Raw genomic sequence first — 16775 nt, 5'->3', positions numbered from 1 at the left:
AAATAAGTAATAGTAAGTAATTTTAAATTAGAATTTACTTACTGGTTTAATTTAATAATAAGATAAGTAATTATTAATAAAACCATTCTAATTAAATGAACAATACTATTTATTTATAATTAACCTGTAGTATCTTTTTATTTAATTAATCAATTTGAATAGTAAGAAACTTTTTAACTGGTTATTACCAATCATACTATTATCACAGATTAACCTTTTGGTAATATTTTTTATAACTGTACTTTTTTTTACAACTAATCTTTCTGATACATTTATACAGGCTGATACTTCTGATTCCTATTCATTTGTACTACCTGTATAAATATATCTTCCTGGCCTTCAGTTGTAGCTGCCTGCAACCAATTTGGCTTTACGTCGTACCTAAGGCGGTTGAGCTTTCAGGCATTTATGATATTCTGTATTCCGTTTACCAATTGGCTCTAAAATTTATCAGGCATTGCTGGCTTCAAAAACCTGAGTATAGCCATCAGTATATACAACAATGATTCTTGCTACGCTTCCGTGGCCTAAATTGGGCAAAATAGAGCCGTTGAGATTTGAATACATCGGGGGATTTTCCGTGCTTTTTCTTTCGTTTAAATCTCGCGAACCATTAACTGGCTTTTTTTGCGCTATAACAGCTTGATTACTAAGGTTTTGTGTGGGCTGCTGTCCTTCATTTTCCTCGTCTTCCAGAAACCAGTCAAAACCCAGTTCGGGGTATCTTTTGTATATTTTCTGTACAATTTCAAGGCTGGGTTTATTTCTATCAGATAAAATGTGTGAAATGCTAGGCCTGGGTACTCCAATTTCATCAGCAAACTTGGTGGAAGTTAAATCCTTGTCATTAATAAAGCGGCGTATCTTCTCGTTTAATTTCATAAACTGTAAATTTATAAATGTAATTCATAAATGTTTAATATAGTAAACTAATTTAAGTTGTAAAATTAACTATGTTAAACTTATTATGTACAAATATAAATAGTTTACAAATACAAACCAAGCTCTTTTGTAGATAATTAAATGACTATTGTAAACACGTTCACTATTAGTCTGTTGTATGGCTTAAATACTTGTTTATCAGTACATTATGTAATTTACGATTTATATACGATTAACAATGTATTTAAAGACAGATTGAAAATATAAATCTTAAGCAGATGAATTCACCAGATGGGTGCCACTGGTAATAGAAAGACAGAGTAACGAGACGATTTCATCTTACATTTAACAATGTATAGAAATAGTTAAGAAAAAATGTAGAATAGTGCTTGCGCGTTAAATCTTGTAAACTACCTTTGTAAAAGATTTACGTGCTTTTTAAAATGATCATTGAAGATAAAATTAAGTAAAGGTTTAATTTGTAGGTAGAAATGCCAACAATTTGGGATTCAATCGTCAGAAAGTCCAATCATGCTTTAGATTGGGCTTTTTTTATTGTCCTGTAATTACTGCTCCTAAACAACCTCTTCTATAAACAAAGGTAATTATTTCTTGTGTATCTCACGGCCTTATGTCTAAGCCGGTAATTTAAAATAATCAATTATTATAGCTTTGCGTGAGTGCCTTTATAGCATAATTGTTGTAAATACCTGTCCAGATAGACTAATTGGTAGTAAATTACATTAAAAATAAGGTATTTATTTATGTAATTTTCATTTGTAACGTATATGTATTGTAAATTGCACTATTAATGCTTGTAAACAATAAAGGGCTGACAGAATAACTGCCAGCCCTTTATTGTTATAACTTCAATTTATGTTTCTAAACTGACACATTATTTTCTCTTAAGGCATCATTCAATGATGTTTTAAGATCAGTACTTGTTTTTCTTTGACCAATAATTAAAGCGCAAGGTACGCCAAAATCGCCGGCCGGGTACTTTTTAGGCAACATACCTGGTATAACAACCGAGTTGTCTGGCACGTATCCAACGTATTCTTTGCCCGTATTTACGTCTATAATCTTAGAACTGCTGGTTATGGTAACACCTGCCCCTAAAACGGCTCTTTTGCCGATTCTGGCGCCTTCTACCACTATACAGCGTGACCCGATAAAGGCGCCGTCTTCAATGATTACCGGCGATGCCTGAGCAGGTTCAAGCACCCCTCCGATACCCACACCACCGCTCAGATGTACATCTTTTCCTATCTGGGCGCAGCTTCCAACAGTAGCCCAGGTGTCTACCATTGTGCCTGAATCTACATAAGCGCCAATGTTTACATAAGACGGCATCAGGATAACACCTTTAGCCAGATATGAGCCATAACGGGCCACAGCAGGAGGCACAACGCGTACGCCAATCTGATCATATCCGGTTTTTAGTTTCATTTTATCGTGGTATTCAAATATGCCCACTTCCTGAATACTCATTTGCTGAAGTGGGAAATATAGAATAATTGCTTTCTTTATCCAGTCGTGGGTTGTCCAGCTGCCATCTTCATTGGGGCTGGCAACACGAATAATTCCATCATTAACTTCACTTATAATTGTTTCAATTGCACTCTTGGTGGCCGGGTCGTTTAACAGGCTTCTATCGTCCCACGCAGCTTCAATAATTGTTTTTAATGACATTGAGATTGGTGATTTAAAACATTAATTAATAATATGTAATCGTCTGATAATGTGCTTGTTACTAAATAATTTTAAGGATATTTTAAGTTGTTTTTTGTCCGTTCCTATTTACTGCAAATTTAGGGCTATATTATTAGATAAACAACATCTCCCCTATTTTAAGTCATTCTACCTTACGCACGCAGCATTATAAAATGTAGAGTATCCGGCAGATAAACTGACAAAAATAGTGAAGTCTTTAGCAGAATAAAGACTAATAATTTTAGACTTAGTAGTACTAATTTAGCATTGATTAGCTAATTTGGTTAGTTGCCATGTGTTTGCTAATTAGTAAGTTTGCAATTAGATTACTAATTTTCGTTAACTCCCTATTATCTAAGTCAATAAGCAAAGAAATGCAAAATGCTACTAAATAAATAAATGGATGCTGTGATGGAAGAGATTGCGCTGAAGATGTTGTGAGTTACGGGTAACGAAGGAGGATTCAAATTTTATGTTGTTACCCGCTCGGCTCTTTTAATTGAATTAGTTTTAGAAGGCTTAGTATTTTAGTAGGCTTTAGTATTTTGTTTACTAGCCTTTTGGTTCATGTAGGTTTTTATCTCATTAAACTCAACCGGATAATAATCATAGCCGTTAATGCCTACATCCATTGTCAGATTCTCATGGTCATAAGGCAGCCTATGATGCGTATGCCCAAAAAGATGCCAGCTGCCGTGGTGTTTTCTGTCCCATTCTCTCAAACAGAAATGATTCAGAACAATCCATTGGGTGTCTATTTTAATAGTTTTTTGTTCACCCAGATACTCGCCCCATCTTTCATACAGCTTGATGGTATCGTAATAGTCATGATTCCCCTTAATAAAGAACTTCTTACCATTTAGGCGCTTTAATAGTTGTTCGATACGGTATTTGTCTTTCGAGAATGCAAAATCTCCTAAAAAATAGAAGTGGTCTTCTTTGCTTACCTGGCTGTTATGCCTTTTAATAATGGCTTCGTTCATCTGATCTATTGTTGCGAACGGCCTGTTGTCATACCTCAGAATATTTTGGTGGTCAAAATGATAATCTGAGCTAAAAAAATGTTTCATTGTGGTTTTTAAAGTAAAAAAATATATAATGTTTAATTGGTTTCATATCATTAACTGGCTGATTAAAAATGAATTTTACTGAACTAAATACATCTGTAATTAATTGTATCTATAGCGATTAAAGTTTTAAAACCTTGTTTGGGTTTAATACTTAAATGCCCGTTTTACCTAATATACGAAATTTTTCTCAATTTTAAAAATGAAAGTTTTTCTATTATGCCGTTAAAATTGGGCCTTATGTATAGATGAATGATAAATTGTATAATACTTTTATTGTAAGTGAAGCTATTTTGGCCTGGGGTTTACCTGTTGGCTTTCGCATTTATGGAAGCTTTAATTGAATATTACCAATATTTAATCCTTAAAATAAGCTCTCTTTTCGTGAATAGAAAAAATCTTCTTAACTTGCAAAATCGTACCACTTAAACCAATATATTTTAAAATGTCTAAAATTAAAGTAGCTATTAATGGATTTGGCCGAATTGGTAGACTTGCCTATCGCCAGATTTACAACATGGAAGGAATTGATGTAGTTGCGATTAACGATTTAACGAGTCCTTCGGTACTAGCTCATTTACTAAAATATGATAGTGCCCAGGGTCGATTTGATGCCGAAGTAAAGTCTACTGACAATAGCGTAATAGTAAATGGTGAAGAAATTAAAATCTATGCGCAAAGAAATCCGGCTGAGATTCCTTGGGGTACTCATGAAGTAGATGTTGTACTTGAATGTACAGGATTCTTTACTGATAAAGATAAAGCCGCTGCTCACTTAACTGCCGGCGCTAAAAGAGTAATTATCAGCGCACCTGCAACCGGTGACCTTAAGACGATTGTGTACAACGTAAACCACAACATTCTTGACGGTAGCGAAACCATCATCAGTTGTGCAAGTTGTACTACCAACTGTCTGGCTCCGATGGCAAAAGCCCTTAACGATAACTTTGGTATTGTGCTTGGAAGCATGACAACCGTTCACGCCTACACTAACGACCAAAATACACTAGATGCGCCGCATCCGAAAGGTGATCTACGCAGAGCAAGAGCTGCCGCAGCTAACATTGTACCTAACAGTACTGGTGCTGCCAAAGCAATTGGCCTTGTATTGCCTGAGTTGAAAGGTAAACTGGATGGTGGTGCGCAACGTGTACCAACTATTACTGGTAGCTTAACAGAGTTGACAGTTGTTCTTGAAAAAACTGTTACATTGCAAGAGGTTAACGCCGCAATGAAAGCAGCAAGCAATGAAAGCTTTGGCTATAATGAAGATGAAATTGTAAGTAGCGATATCATTGGTATTACTTACGGAAGTTTGTTTGATGCCACTCAAACCAAAGTTGTTACCGTTGGTGATAAACAACTTGTAAAAACTGTTAGCTGGTATGATAACGAAATGAGCTACGTTAGCCAATTGGTTAGAACCGTAAAATACTTTGCAACACTTATCTAGTAAGTAGATATAGTTTGCTTAAAACAAAGGCCTGTTCATTTCATTGAGCAGGCCTTTTGTTTTTATGGCCTGGCGGCCAGGTAATTGATTTTAAAGCCTTTCTCTACAAATAGCTTTTCGTAATGCGTTACGATGTCGTAGTGTTCTGCCAGCATGTCTGATTCATATAAATCGGTGGTTTGGCGAAGGATAGTGAAGCCGGCTTCAGGAATAGTGCCCAGTGAGTATTCAAACAAACCGCTGTTATCTGTCTTGAAAAAGAAGTTGCCGTCAGGTTTCAGTATCTTTTTATAGAGTGCCAGAAATGCCGGATTCGTTAATCGCTTCTTTTCTTCCTTGTCGCGGGGCTGTGGGTCCGGGTGTATCAACCAAATTTCGTCAACCTCGTTTTCTTCAAAAAATTCTTCCAGAAAATTGATAGGTGTGCGCAAAAAAGCCACATTACTTAGGTTGTTTTCAATGGCTCGCTTGCTTCCACGGGCAATTCTGTCGCCCTTTATATCAATTCCGATATAGTTTTTATCCGGAAACTGTCTGGCCAGCCCAATAGAATATTCACCTTTGCCGCAGGCCAGTTCAAGCACAATGGGGTTATTGTTTTTGAAATATATCTCTCTCCAGCGGCCTTTAATGGTTGTGTAAAACTCTTTGCCTCTTTCAATTACATTTTCTGCCTGGGCATTATGTATAAACCTCGGTAATTTTTGTCTTGCCACTCTCCTATTTATTTTAATTGATACTTTATAAAAGTATTGTTAATATTATTAATGATTATGAAATCTTGTTTAAATACTTTAAATGTTGTGTTTTCAGGCGTTTTTGGGGTACCTAGCCTATTTAAAGCGCTAAATACTTTTTATAAAAAACAATACAGTTTATGTTTTTAAAAAATATAAAAAGTATTGAAAGTTATAGCTCGTTTAACTCTGCAACTACAAATGTGCTACCACCAATATAGATAAAGTCGTTGTTTTGGGCAGCGTCTCTGGCTGTTTTAAGTGCTGCATTAACATCTGGAATAACCTGGCCGATTAAACCTGACGACCGCGCGGTTTCTGCCAAATGATGTGCATTTAAAGCCCTGGGGGAATCGGCCTGACAAAAATAATAGTTCGCATCTACTGGAAACAAAGCCAGTATGTCTGCCACATTTTTATCCTTTACAAAGCCTAACACAAAGTGCTTCCGGCCGTTTACAAGCCCGGTTGCAAACAACTTCTCTATCTGCCGTAGAATGATTTTAAGGCCATGTTCATTATGGCCTGTGTCACAAACAGTCAGTGGTTGTTTGCTCAATACCTGCCAGCGACCTTTCAGGCCGGTTAGTGTTACCACTTCTGCTATACCGTCTGCAATGGCTTTATTACTGATAGCGAAGCCTTTTGTTTGCAGCATCTCAATTGCCTTAAAAACACCCGTAAGGTTTTTTAATTGATAGTTGCCTATCAGCTGAGATTCCAAACCCTCAAAAACTATCTGTCTGTTTTTATCTCTTACGTCTGTTAGTAGCTTCAAGCTGTCATGGCCTGTCTTTGATTCCTCAACCGTAAAAAAGTCTTCTGCAAAGTAAATGGGTGCCCCGGCCTGTGCAGCCTTTGAGATAAACACCGCTTCGGTTTGTTCATGTCTTTCCGATATCACAACAGGCACACCCGACTTTATTATTCCGGCTTTTTCGGTGGCAATTTTTGGAAGCGTGTCTCCGAGAATATCCATGTGGTCGAAACCGATATTGGTTATTATACACAGTTCCGGATGAATGACATTGGTGGAGTCAAGCCTGCCACCCAGGCCCACTTCAATAACGGCTATGTCAACTTTTTCGCGGGCAAAAAAATCAAAAGCCAGCGCTACGCTCAGTTCAAAGAACGACGGCCTCAGTTGCTCAATGAAAACCTGATGGGTTTCTACAAATGAAATTACATTCGCTTTTTGAATAGATTTGCCATTTATTCTGAATCTTTCGGTGTAATCTTTTAAATGTGGCGATGTATAAAGACCTGTTTTATACCCCGCACATTGCAGAACAGAAGCCATGTAATGCGACGTACTGCCTTTACCATTAGTACCTGCTATATGGATGCTCCTGAATTGCTGTTGTGGATTACCCAGATATTCACACAATGCGATAATATTATCCAGATTGGGCTTAAATGCCTTCGCTCCTTCGCGGTGAAAGACCGGCAGCATGGCATATAGGTAATGAATGGTTTCTTCGTAGTTCATCGACAATAAAAAAAGGTGATTGTAAAATCACCTTTTAAAGATTTTTGCAAAATTAATAAAGATTCGGCAATTATTATGTGTTAGTTGCCCGACCTGATATTAATGGTGATAGTCCCGGTAGCTCTGGGAGGCGCTGTGCCTTCTGGTGTAAGAAATGAACCCAGGTTTTTCTGAATGTAATTCTTATAGAAATTCTGCACCGAAGGGCTAACGGTAGATTCGTTTACTTTAATGGCCACTACATCTCCAGTGTCGTCTACAGTTACGCTGAAAACAATTCTTCCGGTTTCGCTTGACCCATCATTAGGCAAAGACAATTTCTTTTTATTCCAGCCACTTAAACCACCAATTGAAGCCCCTGAGCCACCTTTGCCGGGGTTACCATAAAGGCTTTTGCCTTCCAGGGTTCCACTGGGGTCTCCTTTGTCTCCTACTTCGCCGGGCTTGCCATCACCGTTGTTATTGCCTCCTATGCCGTCACGTGTGCCAATAGTACCATTAGAGTTAGAACTGGCTCCGTTGGCTCCTGCAGTGCCTTTAGAACCCTTTTTAAACAGCGAGCCATTATCTACCGTTCTTTTAGGTGTTTCAGGCTGCACAGGCTCTGGTTTGGGGGCTGCGGTTTTGGTTTCAACAGGGCTTGGCTTTACTATCGGTTTTACCTCTGTTTTTTTTACGGGTTTATCGCTTGTTTTGGCGGTAACCGGGCTTTCTTCATCGGCCGTTACAACAGGTCTGGCCGGAGTTTCTTTTACTACCACTTTGGCTGGTTTTTCAACTACCGGTGGCGGGCTTACTACGGGTTTTACTTTTACAGGCTTAGACTCCTCTTCATTGGCTGCCGGTTTAACGTCATAGTCATTGGGCGACTCATTAGCCTTATTGGTAGTTTGCAGGTCTCCGGTGCCCACCAGGTCAATACCATAATTGAGTTCTACACCTTCGGGTTCTTCGGGTGGTGTGTAAATAAGCTTCAGAAAAAACAAAAGCGTCAGGAAAGCACCATAAATAATTATGCTGATCACAAATGCCTGCGATTGCGTCTTTTTGTTGTCTTCTTTGAGTGATGTGGTTTGCATCAATAATATTGGTTAATTATGAACAATCAGCTACAAAAAAACCTGTAAGTATGGCTTACAGGTTATAAATATATAGAAAACCCTTATTTACTTTTAATAATAGCCGGTTTTTCTCCAATCAGTTTCTGATGTTTATCTGCTATGGCATTGGCTTCTTCCATCGAGTCTGCTTCGGCAGCTACCACTTTCATCAGCCCGTTGGTTTCTATTACTCTTGGCGAAAAGCCGTTTTTAAGTAAACTGGCGCTGAGTCTTTTTACGTTTTCTTTATTTTTAAATATCCCTGAAACAATCAGATAACGCTTTTCAATACTATTTATTGCAGGTGTTTCTGCAACTGTTTTAGAAGCCTCAATGGGTTTTTCAAAAGGTTTGGTTTCAATAGGTACATTTTTTAATGGCGCTTCAATTGCCTTTGTTTCGGTAGCGCCCCAGGTGCTGTCTGCCTCTGGTTTAATTACCTGCTGTGCAATTGAATCTTTCTCTGCAATAGCTTCCGGCTGTTTTACTACAACCGTCTTTTTTGGTAGATAATCTAAAGGATTAAAACTGCTTCTGGCCGGAGCTTCTGTTTTTTCTGTTCTTGATAACAAAACAAAGAAAAGGCCCGTAGAAACCAGGAGTACCGGCACTGTATATAAAACGTATTTCCATTTAAATGTGCCGTCTGTACTGGTGTACGATTCTTTTTCCATTACCAGTTCATCTTCTACATCAAATGTCTGGCTCATGGTATAGCTGGGCTTATCTACTGTACGAGGGAAAATGCTATCGAACCCAAAGCTTTCACTAAAAAAGTTATGACGTCTGTCTGGGTCGAAAACCAGATTGTTTTCTTCATTTAACGAGAAATTGCCAATTCTTTCGAAATGAAATGCCCTTTGGCTTGCAAGAGAACCTTTAATTTCAGATACGAAATTCTGGATTGTTCTTTTGGCTTCATCTATGGTTACGCTTTCTCTTCTTGATATATAGGTGGCCAATAGCCCGTCGTCGTGCTTCAAAATTTCATTGAACGCAATTTTTTTCTGCGGTGGCATAAGCGAACCGCTGATATCATTCAAACTGGAAGGCATGTAGTTGGCAATAAATGCTCCGAAGTTCGGAACCGCCACATAATCATGCTCAAAAAGCAGCGTTCTGATGTATTCTGCAACAGGTTTCATAAGGCTTAACTTGTATTTGGGGGCTATCTTTTATGCTAAATTAAAATGAAAAGTTGACTCCCACAAGAAAATTTAAACCCTGTTGCGGATAATATAAGAATCGTTCGTACTTTCTCCCTAACAGGTTATTTAGTTTAACAAAGGCTGTAAATTGTTTGCTGAACAGGTAATCAAACTCAGTATTCACATCAACTATGTCTTTGTTGGTAACAATGGCATCGGTGGTTGGGTTTTTGGCAAATGTTTTTCCGAAATAGTATAAATCAAGATTGGCCAGAAACTTGTCTGTAACAAAAAAACTATTGCCCCATTTGGTTATAACAGCCGGGCGATGGAAAGGTTTTTCGTACGCTTTGGTTTCATAGTTATTATAATCAACTTTCAGATTGGTACGCCATACTTCTGCCAGCTGGTAGTTTAGCTGTAACGTTACATTGTAGTAACGGGTGCTTTCGGTTTCGTAAAGTATGTTAAACTTGGCGGTGTCGCCCAGGGCATCGCCAAAATCAGGCGAGTAATTATTGAAGAAATAAAGATTTTTGTAATTTCCGGTGGCGGCTCTCAGGTTATAACTTAAGCCTTTACTCAAATCGCCTTTGGTACCAATGTAAATTTCCTTGTTTTTTTCGGTATTCAATAACGACACCCGCGATTTTAAATAAGGGTTCTCGTTCAGCATTGACCCAAGGGTGTTTCTGATAATGTCTCCATCAAGCCCTGCATAAAAGAAAAGCATGCCCTTGTGTTTGTAGATAAGCTCTACCATTGGGAAACCCATTGTGCGGTTAATTTTCTTTACTTCGTCAAACTCATTCACCGCTTTAAAGCCTATATTGGCTCCGAAATTGCGGAAATTAAGTTTAAAAGTGGGTGTAACTCTAAACAAATTTCTTTTGTCAACCACATCGTCGGTTCTTTGGGTAACATAAGCCTCTGCATCAACACCGGCAACAAATTTTTCAGTAATAATCGGGAAATACGCCCTGAAGCTAGACCCCCAGTCGGTTTCCTGAGCCTCATAAATATTCTTTAACGAACGGATGTAGGTTTTAATGCCGTAGTCAACTCTTGCGTTCGGAGCGGTGTTTTCAAAGCCGACATTAAACTGAACCGTATTTAATACCTGCCGGATATCCTTGCGGTCAAGGTCTTCGCGCGGGCGTTGGTAGCCGTAAAAATAATACTGGTCGCGGTTGTAGTTCAATCCGGCATTCAACTGAAACTTCTCTGCCAGATACTTACCCGTTATTTCGGCTTTACTATACATGTTAGATGAGTTTTTATCATCAACCGGCCCGCGTGCGGTAGAGTTATGATAAGCATGCACACCAATAATTAGGTTGTTCTCCTGATTAGAATTTAGAAATACTTCGCCCAGCAAACGGCCGTAATTACCCGCCCCCAGAGTTGCGTAGTTATTGTAAGTTTCAAGCTCTTCATTGTTTTTGGTACCTTCTGGCGCCACAACGTTAGGGTTAAACTTTACTTCTTCTACACCTTTGGGTTTACGGTCGAAGAACGTGTAACGCATGGTTTTTTCTTCTGATGTAGGTTTAAGCGCAGGTATTTTCTCAAAAACACGGTTGGCAGGTGGTAGTTCTACCTTCCGGTCTTTGGTAATCACCACGTCGTCGTCAAGCTGTGCCAGAGCAGGCATGGCTACCAGACCCAGCGAGGTAATTATTAACAGGTTATAAATATTTTTAATATGCGTTTGTATCTTGAATTTCATGGAGAAATACTTTAAAATGTTTGAAAAATAATCAGGCAATTGCCTGTGTTTTACTCTTTATTTTCAATTTCTTTCAGTCTTTTTTTAGCTAGTGCAACCGTTTCTGTGGTTTCTGAGTTTTCGATAATCGATTTCAACGTTGCTTTGGCCATAAAGTAATCGTTCATAGCAATATAGTTGTCTGTAATCAGGAAGAACCCTTTTTCATACCAAACCAGAAAATCCGAGAAGTCCTGGGCAAGTTCCTGTATTGTTTTAATTGACTCTTTGTATTTTTTAGAACGATACTGCATTTCTCCAATCAGATACAGGGCTTCTGCCCCGTTAACGTCTTTAGCCAGCGCTATGGTTTTTCTAAATTCTTCTTCTGCTCTGGTTAAATCATTTTTACCCATGTAAGCTTTGCCTATATACAGTTGCGCTTTATTAGAAGCCCCCATTACAATGTTACCGCCGTTGTTGATAATCTCGCGGGCAAAGTAAATGGTAGAGTCTTGTTTACCGCTCAGGTTGTAGGCTTCTGCCAGGCCCTGCCAGGCTGTTACTATATCGCGCTTGTTGGAAGATGACAAAATAACAGCACGGTAACCCGTTATGGCATTTTTATAGTTTTTGGCTGCCGACTCAATGCTGGCAACCCGCAATGCCGATTTGGTTACATAACTGGTGCGGTTATCGCTTATTACCTGATTATAGAATCTCAGTGCATTGGTTTTGTCGTTCTGCATGTAGTAGGCATCAGCCAGATAGTATTTGGCTTCAAAGGCATTGGTACTGCCCGGATAACCGGCAATGAATTTTTGAAGTGCCGACACCGCACTTGCATATTTTTCATTCAGGTACAGATTCTTGGCAGTTTCATATTCAAGACCCTCAACAGAGCCACTACCGGGGTTACCCTTCTTGTATTCTTCAACCACTGCCGAAAACTCTTCAGACCTGCCCAAAGTATTGAGGGTTTCTTGCAGACCCAGAAGTGCGTTTTCTGCCACATCTGTTTTTCCGTAGCGCATTACAATTACCTTGTAATCGTTTAGCGCAGCTTCATAGTTTTTAAGGTTACCATAGGCCAATGCACGTTTCATAAGTGCCTGCGGTATTAAATTGCTCTTCGGGCGCTCGCGCACCATGCGGCTCAAGAGGTTTACTGCATTCTGGTAGTTGCCTTTGTCAAGCTCAAGCGTGGCATTCTGAAACCAGGCATCGTCAACCAGTCTTGAATTAGGATACTGTGCCGATACACGGTCAAAGAGTTGAAGCGCTTCCTGATTTCTGCCTACAAAGGTTAGCGTAAGCGCTTTTTGGTACAGGGCATAGTCTTTCTCGGTGCGATTATCTCTTATCGCAAGGTCATAATACTTAATGGCTTCATCGTAGTTTTTATCTGCCAGGTTGCAGTCGCCTATTCTTACAATGGCATCTTCATAATTCTGGCGGTTTGCCTCTGTTTTTGGGGCTTTCAGGTAGTCTTTAAAGTAGCTGCCTGCCTGTTTGTATTCTTTATTGTTGTAGTGCAGGTATCCAAGGGCATATTTGCTTTTCTGTTTCAGTTCGGTACTGAAGTTGCCGTTTAGCACATCCCGGTACAAACCAGCCGTTTCAGGTAATTTGGCAGCATAGGCCGCCTCAGCTTTCCAGAACGTGGCATTTTGCCTTAATTCATTGTTAACCGGTTGTTTAAGCGACTTTTCAAAAAACTCAATGGCTTTGGTAAATCTTTCGGCGTTAAAGTCAAGCACTCCCTGCCCATAAGCCAGGCGTTGGTATGCCTCATTTAGCTTTGGGGTGCGTTTTTTCAAACCTTCAATATAAGCAATGGCTTGTATGTAATTATTGGCTTCAAACATTACCTCGCTCATCAATTCGCTGGCCTCATCTTCATACTTGCCGGTGGGGTAAACTTTCAGGTAGTTTTGCAGTTCGGTAAGGCCTTGTTGGCTGTTGCCTATATCAATGGCCACTTTTGCATAGTTAAAAAGTGCCTCTTCCTGGATAATTTTATCAAAATTACTGCTTTTGGCTCTTTCAAAAGCTGCCAGGGCGCTGTTCAGGTCGTTTACCTTTAATGAAGAAATACCCAGGTAATAGGCAGCCTGCTGGCCCAGTTCGTTATTCTGGGTAGCAATTTTCTTGAAGTTTTCTATGGCCTTAGCATAGTTTTCGGTTTTGTAGAGGCTGTAAGCGTGCCTGAAAGCTACCTGATTGGATACCGAGCCTTTTCTGAATGTTTTGTAACGCTCATAATATCTGGCGGCTTTGGTAAAATCATCTCTGAAATAGCAAACCTCTGCCGTTACCAGACACATATCGTCTATTTTGCGGCCATTGGGTTTTTCAATAATGGGCTCTGTGTAGGCCAGTAGCTGGTCGTATTTTTTAGAAACATATAAAATATTGGCTATCCAGTTAGGCACTTCTGTTTTATAGGGCGCTATGTTTTCAACCTGTTTCAGGTCTGCCAGGGCAGCTTCATAATTTTCGTTTTTGTAATTAATTACGCCGGCATAATAGTAAGCATGCGCCGAGAACTCAGAGTCTACCGTCTTAACCTCATTGAATACAGGAAGCGCTTTGGCAAAGTCGTTAATGAGGTAGTAAGATACAGCCAGCTTATATTTCAGCTCAATGTTTTGTTCTGATGCCGGGTTTTCAGCCGATGCTTTCTCAAAATAATGAATAGCCCGCTTGTAGTCGCCTTCGGCATAGAAATAATTGCCCAGGTCGCCAAAAATAATTTTGGCTTTGGGGTGGTCTGAATGGTTAATCACAAATCGCTCGATTTCAATATCGGCATCCGGATTTTTAGTATAAAGCCCCGATAACGCTGCATAATACTCGGCATTGGTAAGGTTAAACTCATTGGCATTCAGGGTCTTTTGGGTTGCTTGAATGTAATGCCTGAATTCTTCACGTGCCGGAGCATATACTTTTTTCTGAAAAAGTTCTACACCCTTATGGTAATAAGATTCCGGGTCGGTGTAGGCCATTGTGTTTTGGGCGAAAGACTCAATGCCCATGTTTAGTAAGCAGGAGACGGTGCTAAAGAATAACGTCTTTTTCATAGGGTCTGAAATTCCCCAACCCCCGGGGGAATATTTTTAAGAGTCAATATTTGGGGTCAGTAATACCGATAGCAAAAGTGCTCAGATCAATTATGACCAAAGGTAGCTATTGAAAGTAAAAATTAACAATCTGAAAGATAAAAGTTTAATCCAAAGAGAATGTCATTTTTTGTGAAAGAAGAAAAATAGAAGTAATTTCAAGCAAAAAACGTATGTCAGAAAAAAAAATTGTTTTCTTACATCAACAAATCAAATAACCCATTGACAAAATGAAAAAAAAATCATTTCTTCTCATTTTAATCTTCGCTTTATTATCTTTTTCTTATCTCAATGCGCAAACCACCCACATCAACTACTCACTTGCGATGAGCCGCCCGTCGACTCACTATTTTGAGGTAAGTATGAAGCTGGCCAACATCAGGAAAATAAAAGAACTTGCCCAAAAAGCTTATGTTGATTTTAAAATGCCTGTCTGGACTCCCGGCTCTTACCTGGTGCGTGAGTACGCCAAAAATGTGGAAGGCTTTGAAGCTATAGCCGACGCCAGAAAAGTAAAGGCCGAAAAAATTAATAAAAATACGTGGCGCGTTTATACCAATGGCGCTAACGAAGTGACGGTGAACTATAAAGTTTATGCTTTTGAGCTAAGCGTGCGCACCAGCTTTCTGGACGACACCCATGGTTATCTGAACGGCGCCAGTGTATTTATGTATGTGCCGCAGCTGAAAAAATATCCGTCTACAATTGCCATAAAGCCTTATACCGGATGGAACTCCATCTCAACAGGCCTAAAGAAGGTAAGTGATGCTGAAAACACGTTCTTTGCCCCCGACTTTGATATGGTGGTTGACAGCCCCATTGAAATTGGAACACACAAGGTGCTGACTTTCGAGATTCAGAACATTCCGCATTCAGTTGCCATGTATAGCAACGGCCCGCTGCAATATGACGAGCAGAAAGTAACAGAGGCGTACAAGAAAGTAACCGAAGCAGCGGCCACAGTTGTAGGTGTGCACCCCTGCAAAGATTACACCTTTATTATTCATCACCTGCCGGGTATTGGTGGCGGGCTTGAACACCTCAACTCTACTACCTGTCAGACATCACCAGTTGCTTACGCCAGCGAGGCAGGCTTTAAAGGTTTTATGGGTCTGATAGCCCATGAGTATTTTCACTTGTGGAATGTAAAGCGTATCAGACCAATTGCCCTTGGGCCATTTGATTATGACAACGAGAACTATACGCACATGCTTTGGGTAGCAGAGGGATTCACGTCATTTTATCAGAACCACATTTTGCTTAGAGCCGGGCTTATTACCCCAAAAGAATTTGAAGATAGAACAGCATCTTCTATTGCAGGTATTGAAAACCAACCCGGCCAGCAGGTACAGTCGGTAGCTGAAGCAAGCTGGGACGCCTGGATTAAGTATTATCGCCCGAACGAAAACTCTGCCAACAGCACTATCTCTTATTACAATAAAGGTGGCGTTTTAGGTGGATTGATTAACTTATACATTATTGGTGAAACAAAAGGCCAGAAAAGCCTGGATGATGTGTTTAAATTGCTTTGGAGCGAGTATTACATCAAACAGGGCCGTGGTTATAAAGATGAAGAGTTTCAGGCTGCTTGCGAGAAAGTGGCAGGCAAAAGTATGCAAGCGTTCTTTCAGAAATATGTATGGAGCACCGATGCCATTGATTACGACGCTTTCTTTAAATACGTTGGCCTGAAAACCGTAAAGGAATATGATACCAAAACGCCGTTTTTGGGCGTAACCATGGCACCTAACACCAATAAAATTGCCACGGTTTTGAAAGGTGCCTCTGCTTACGATGGAGGTTTAAACGTAAATGATGAGATTCTGGAAGTTGATGGTAACAAGTATCCGGTTGGCAATTATATTACTGATAAAAAAGTTGGAGACGTGGTGAAAGTGAAAGTAAAACGCTTTGGCCGGGAATTTACTTATGATGTAACCCTGATGGCGAATCCGGCAGCTAAGTTAAAACTTGAAAAAGTAGCCAACCCAACGCCTGAACAAGAAATGCTATATAAGAAGTGGCTTTGGATAAAATAATAAAGTAAAAGTTTATTATAGGGTTCAAATCGGCTGATTTGAACCCTATCTTTTTTTAATCAACCGAGTCAAGTATCAACTCAAAGTCTTCAGACATATCTTTGAAACGCTTCACTACCTTTTCCATAAACGAGTCGCCCAGCATTTCTTCAATTTCGTCTTCACCAGATATGTCATATTCGCTCACTTTATAAGTCTGTTCATACATACCTGCTTCAAACTTAATAATAAACTTGTTGTTCCAGGCATAAAGTGACGCCTTGCAGTAATTATTCGGAATTTCTTTTATAAATTTCATTGTTGTCTATGAAGTTTCA

At 39.5% G+C, this 16775-nt stretch carries 12 protein-coding genes; 2 read left to right on the top strand and 10 right to left on the bottom strand.

Features of this window, described 5'->3' with window-relative positions:
- Window positions 1-450: 450 nt before the first annotated feature.
- The 3 genes from MB380_RS11415 to MB380_RS11405 all read right to left on the bottom strand — a co-directional run bounded on the left by MB380_RS11415 (window position 451) and on the right by MB380_RS11405 (window position 3665).
- Window positions 451-882 (bottom strand): helix-turn-helix transcriptional regulator, encoded by a 432-nt coding sequence (locus MB380_RS11415; RefSeq protein ID WP_101725985.1) that lies wholly within the window; start codon window positions 880-882, stop codon window positions 451-453.
- Window positions 883-1764: 882 nt separating this feature from the next.
- The gene (locus MB380_RS11410) at window positions 1765-2574 is read right to left on the bottom strand and encodes a 2,3,4,5-tetrahydropyridine-2,6-dicarboxylate N-succinyltransferase (protein WP_101725984.1); all 810 of its coding nucleotides are present in this window, start codon (window positions 2572-2574) and stop codon (window positions 1765-1767) included.
- Between the two features lie 548 nt (window positions 2575-3122).
- A complete protein-coding gene (locus MB380_RS11405; RefSeq protein ID WP_253522384.1) occupies window positions 3123-3665 on the bottom strand; it encodes a metallophosphoesterase family protein in 543 nt (180 codons plus the stop codon).
- 442 nt (window positions 3666-4107) lie between these two features.
- Between MB380_RS11405 and gap the strand changes: the two genes are divergently transcribed.
- Window positions 4108-5115, top strand: coding sequence for a type I glyceraldehyde-3-phosphate dehydrogenase (gene gap, locus MB380_RS11400; RefSeq protein WP_253522381.1), 1008 nt, complete (start codon window positions 4108-4110; stop codon window positions 5113-5115).
- 62 nt (window positions 5116-5177) lie between these two features.
- On the opposite strand, the gene trmB is transcribed toward gap, so the two are convergent.
- The 6 genes from trmB to MB380_RS11370 all read right to left on the bottom strand — a co-directional run bounded on the left by trmB (window position 5178) and on the right by MB380_RS11370 (window position 14380).
- Window positions 5178-5831 (bottom strand): tRNA (guanosine(46)-N7)-methyltransferase TrmB, encoded by a 654-nt coding sequence (gene trmB / locus MB380_RS11395; protein ID WP_253522380.1) that lies wholly within the window; start codon window positions 5829-5831, stop codon window positions 5178-5180.
- 193 nt (window positions 5832-6024) lie between these two features.
- On the bottom strand, window positions 6025-7341 hold the full coding sequence (locus MB380_RS11390; protein ID WP_253522378.1) for a folylpolyglutamate synthase/dihydrofolate synthase family protein: 1317 nt from the start codon (window positions 7339-7341) through the stop codon (window positions 6025-6027).
- Window positions 7342-7421: 80 nt separating this feature from the next.
- Window positions 7422-8420, bottom strand: a complete 999-nt coding sequence (locus MB380_RS11385) for a hypothetical protein (protein ID WP_253522376.1) — start codon at window positions 8418-8420, stop codon at window positions 7422-7424.
- 83 nt (window positions 8421-8503) lie between these two features.
- A complete protein-coding gene (locus tag MB380_RS11380) occupies window positions 8504-9586 on the bottom strand; it encodes an SPOR domain-containing protein (protein ID WP_253522374.1) in 1083 nt (360 codons plus the stop codon).
- 40 nt (window positions 9587-9626) lie between these two features.
- Window positions 9627-11318, bottom strand: coding sequence for a TonB-dependent receptor (locus tag MB380_RS11375; RefSeq protein WP_253522372.1), 1692 nt, complete (start codon window positions 11316-11318; stop codon window positions 9627-9629).
- A 50-nt stretch (window positions 11319-11368) separates the two neighbouring features.
- A complete protein-coding gene (locus MB380_RS11370) occupies window positions 11369-14380 on the bottom strand; it encodes a tetratricopeptide repeat protein (protein ID WP_253522370.1) in 3012 nt (1003 codons plus the stop codon).
- 269 nt (window positions 14381-14649) lie between these two features.
- Here MB380_RS11370 and MB380_RS11365 point away from each other — a divergent pair, with 269 nt between their 5' ends.
- On the top strand, window positions 14650-16458 hold the full coding sequence (locus MB380_RS11365; RefSeq protein WP_253522368.1) for a M61 family metallopeptidase: 1809 nt from the start codon (window positions 14650-14652) through the stop codon (window positions 16456-16458).
- 55 nt (window positions 16459-16513) lie between these two features.
- Here MB380_RS11365 and MB380_RS11360 read toward each other — a convergent pair whose 3' ends face one another.
- Window positions 16514-16756, bottom strand: a complete 243-nt coding sequence (locus MB380_RS11360; RefSeq protein ID WP_101725974.1) for a hypothetical protein — start codon at window positions 16754-16756, stop codon at window positions 16514-16516.
- Window positions 16757-16775: the final 19 nt, after the last annotated feature.

The sequence above is a fragment of the Emticicia sp. 21SJ11W-3 genome (genome assembly GCF_024138715.1).
Lineage (GTDB): Bacteria > Bacteroidota > Bacteroidia > Cytophagales > Spirosomataceae > Emticicia > Emticicia fluvialis.
This window is presented reverse-complemented; position numbering and strand designations above follow the sequence as displayed.

Excerpts from the sequence above, each read along its gene's own strand:
- MB380_RS11415 (WP_101725985.1), bottom strand. The coding sequence starts at position 882 with ATGAAATTAAACGAGAAGATACGCCGCTTTATTAATGACAAGGATTTA.
- MB380_RS11410 (WP_101725984.1), bottom strand. The coding sequence starts at position 2,574 with ATGTCATTAAAAACAATTATTGAAGCTGCGTGGGACGATAGAAGCCTG.
- MB380_RS11405 (WP_253522384.1), bottom strand. The coding sequence starts at position 3,665 with ATGAAACATTTTTTTAGCTCAGATTATCATTTTGACCACCAAAATATT.
- gap (WP_253522381.1), top strand. The coding sequence starts at position 4,108 with ATGTCTAAAATTAAAGTAGCTATTAATGGATTTGGCCGAATTGGTAGA.
- MB380_RS11390 (WP_253522378.1), bottom strand. The coding sequence starts at position 7,341 with ATGAACTACGAAGAAACCATTCATTACCTATATGCCATGCTGCCGGTC.
- MB380_RS11385 (WP_253522376.1), bottom strand. The coding sequence starts at position 8,420 with ATGCAAACCACATCACTCAAAGAAGACAACAAAAAGACGCAATCGCAG.
- MB380_RS11380 (WP_253522374.1), bottom strand. The coding sequence starts at position 9,586 with ATGAAACCTGTTGCAGAATACATCAGAACGCTGCTTTTTGAGCATGAT.
- MB380_RS11375 (WP_253522372.1), bottom strand. The coding sequence starts at position 11,318 with ATGAAATTCAAGATACAAACGCATATTAAAAATATTTATAACCTGTTA.
- MB380_RS11370 (WP_253522370.1), bottom strand. The coding sequence starts at position 14,380 with ATGAAAAAGACGTTATTCTTTAGCACCGTCTCCTGCTTACTAAACATG.
- MB380_RS11365 (WP_253522368.1), top strand. The coding sequence starts at position 14,650 with ATGAAAAAAAAATCATTTCTTCTCATTTTAATCTTCGCTTTATTATCT.
- MB380_RS11360 (WP_101725974.1), bottom strand. The coding sequence starts at position 16,756 with ATGAAATTTATAAAAGAAATTCCGAATAATTACTGCAAGGCGTCACTT.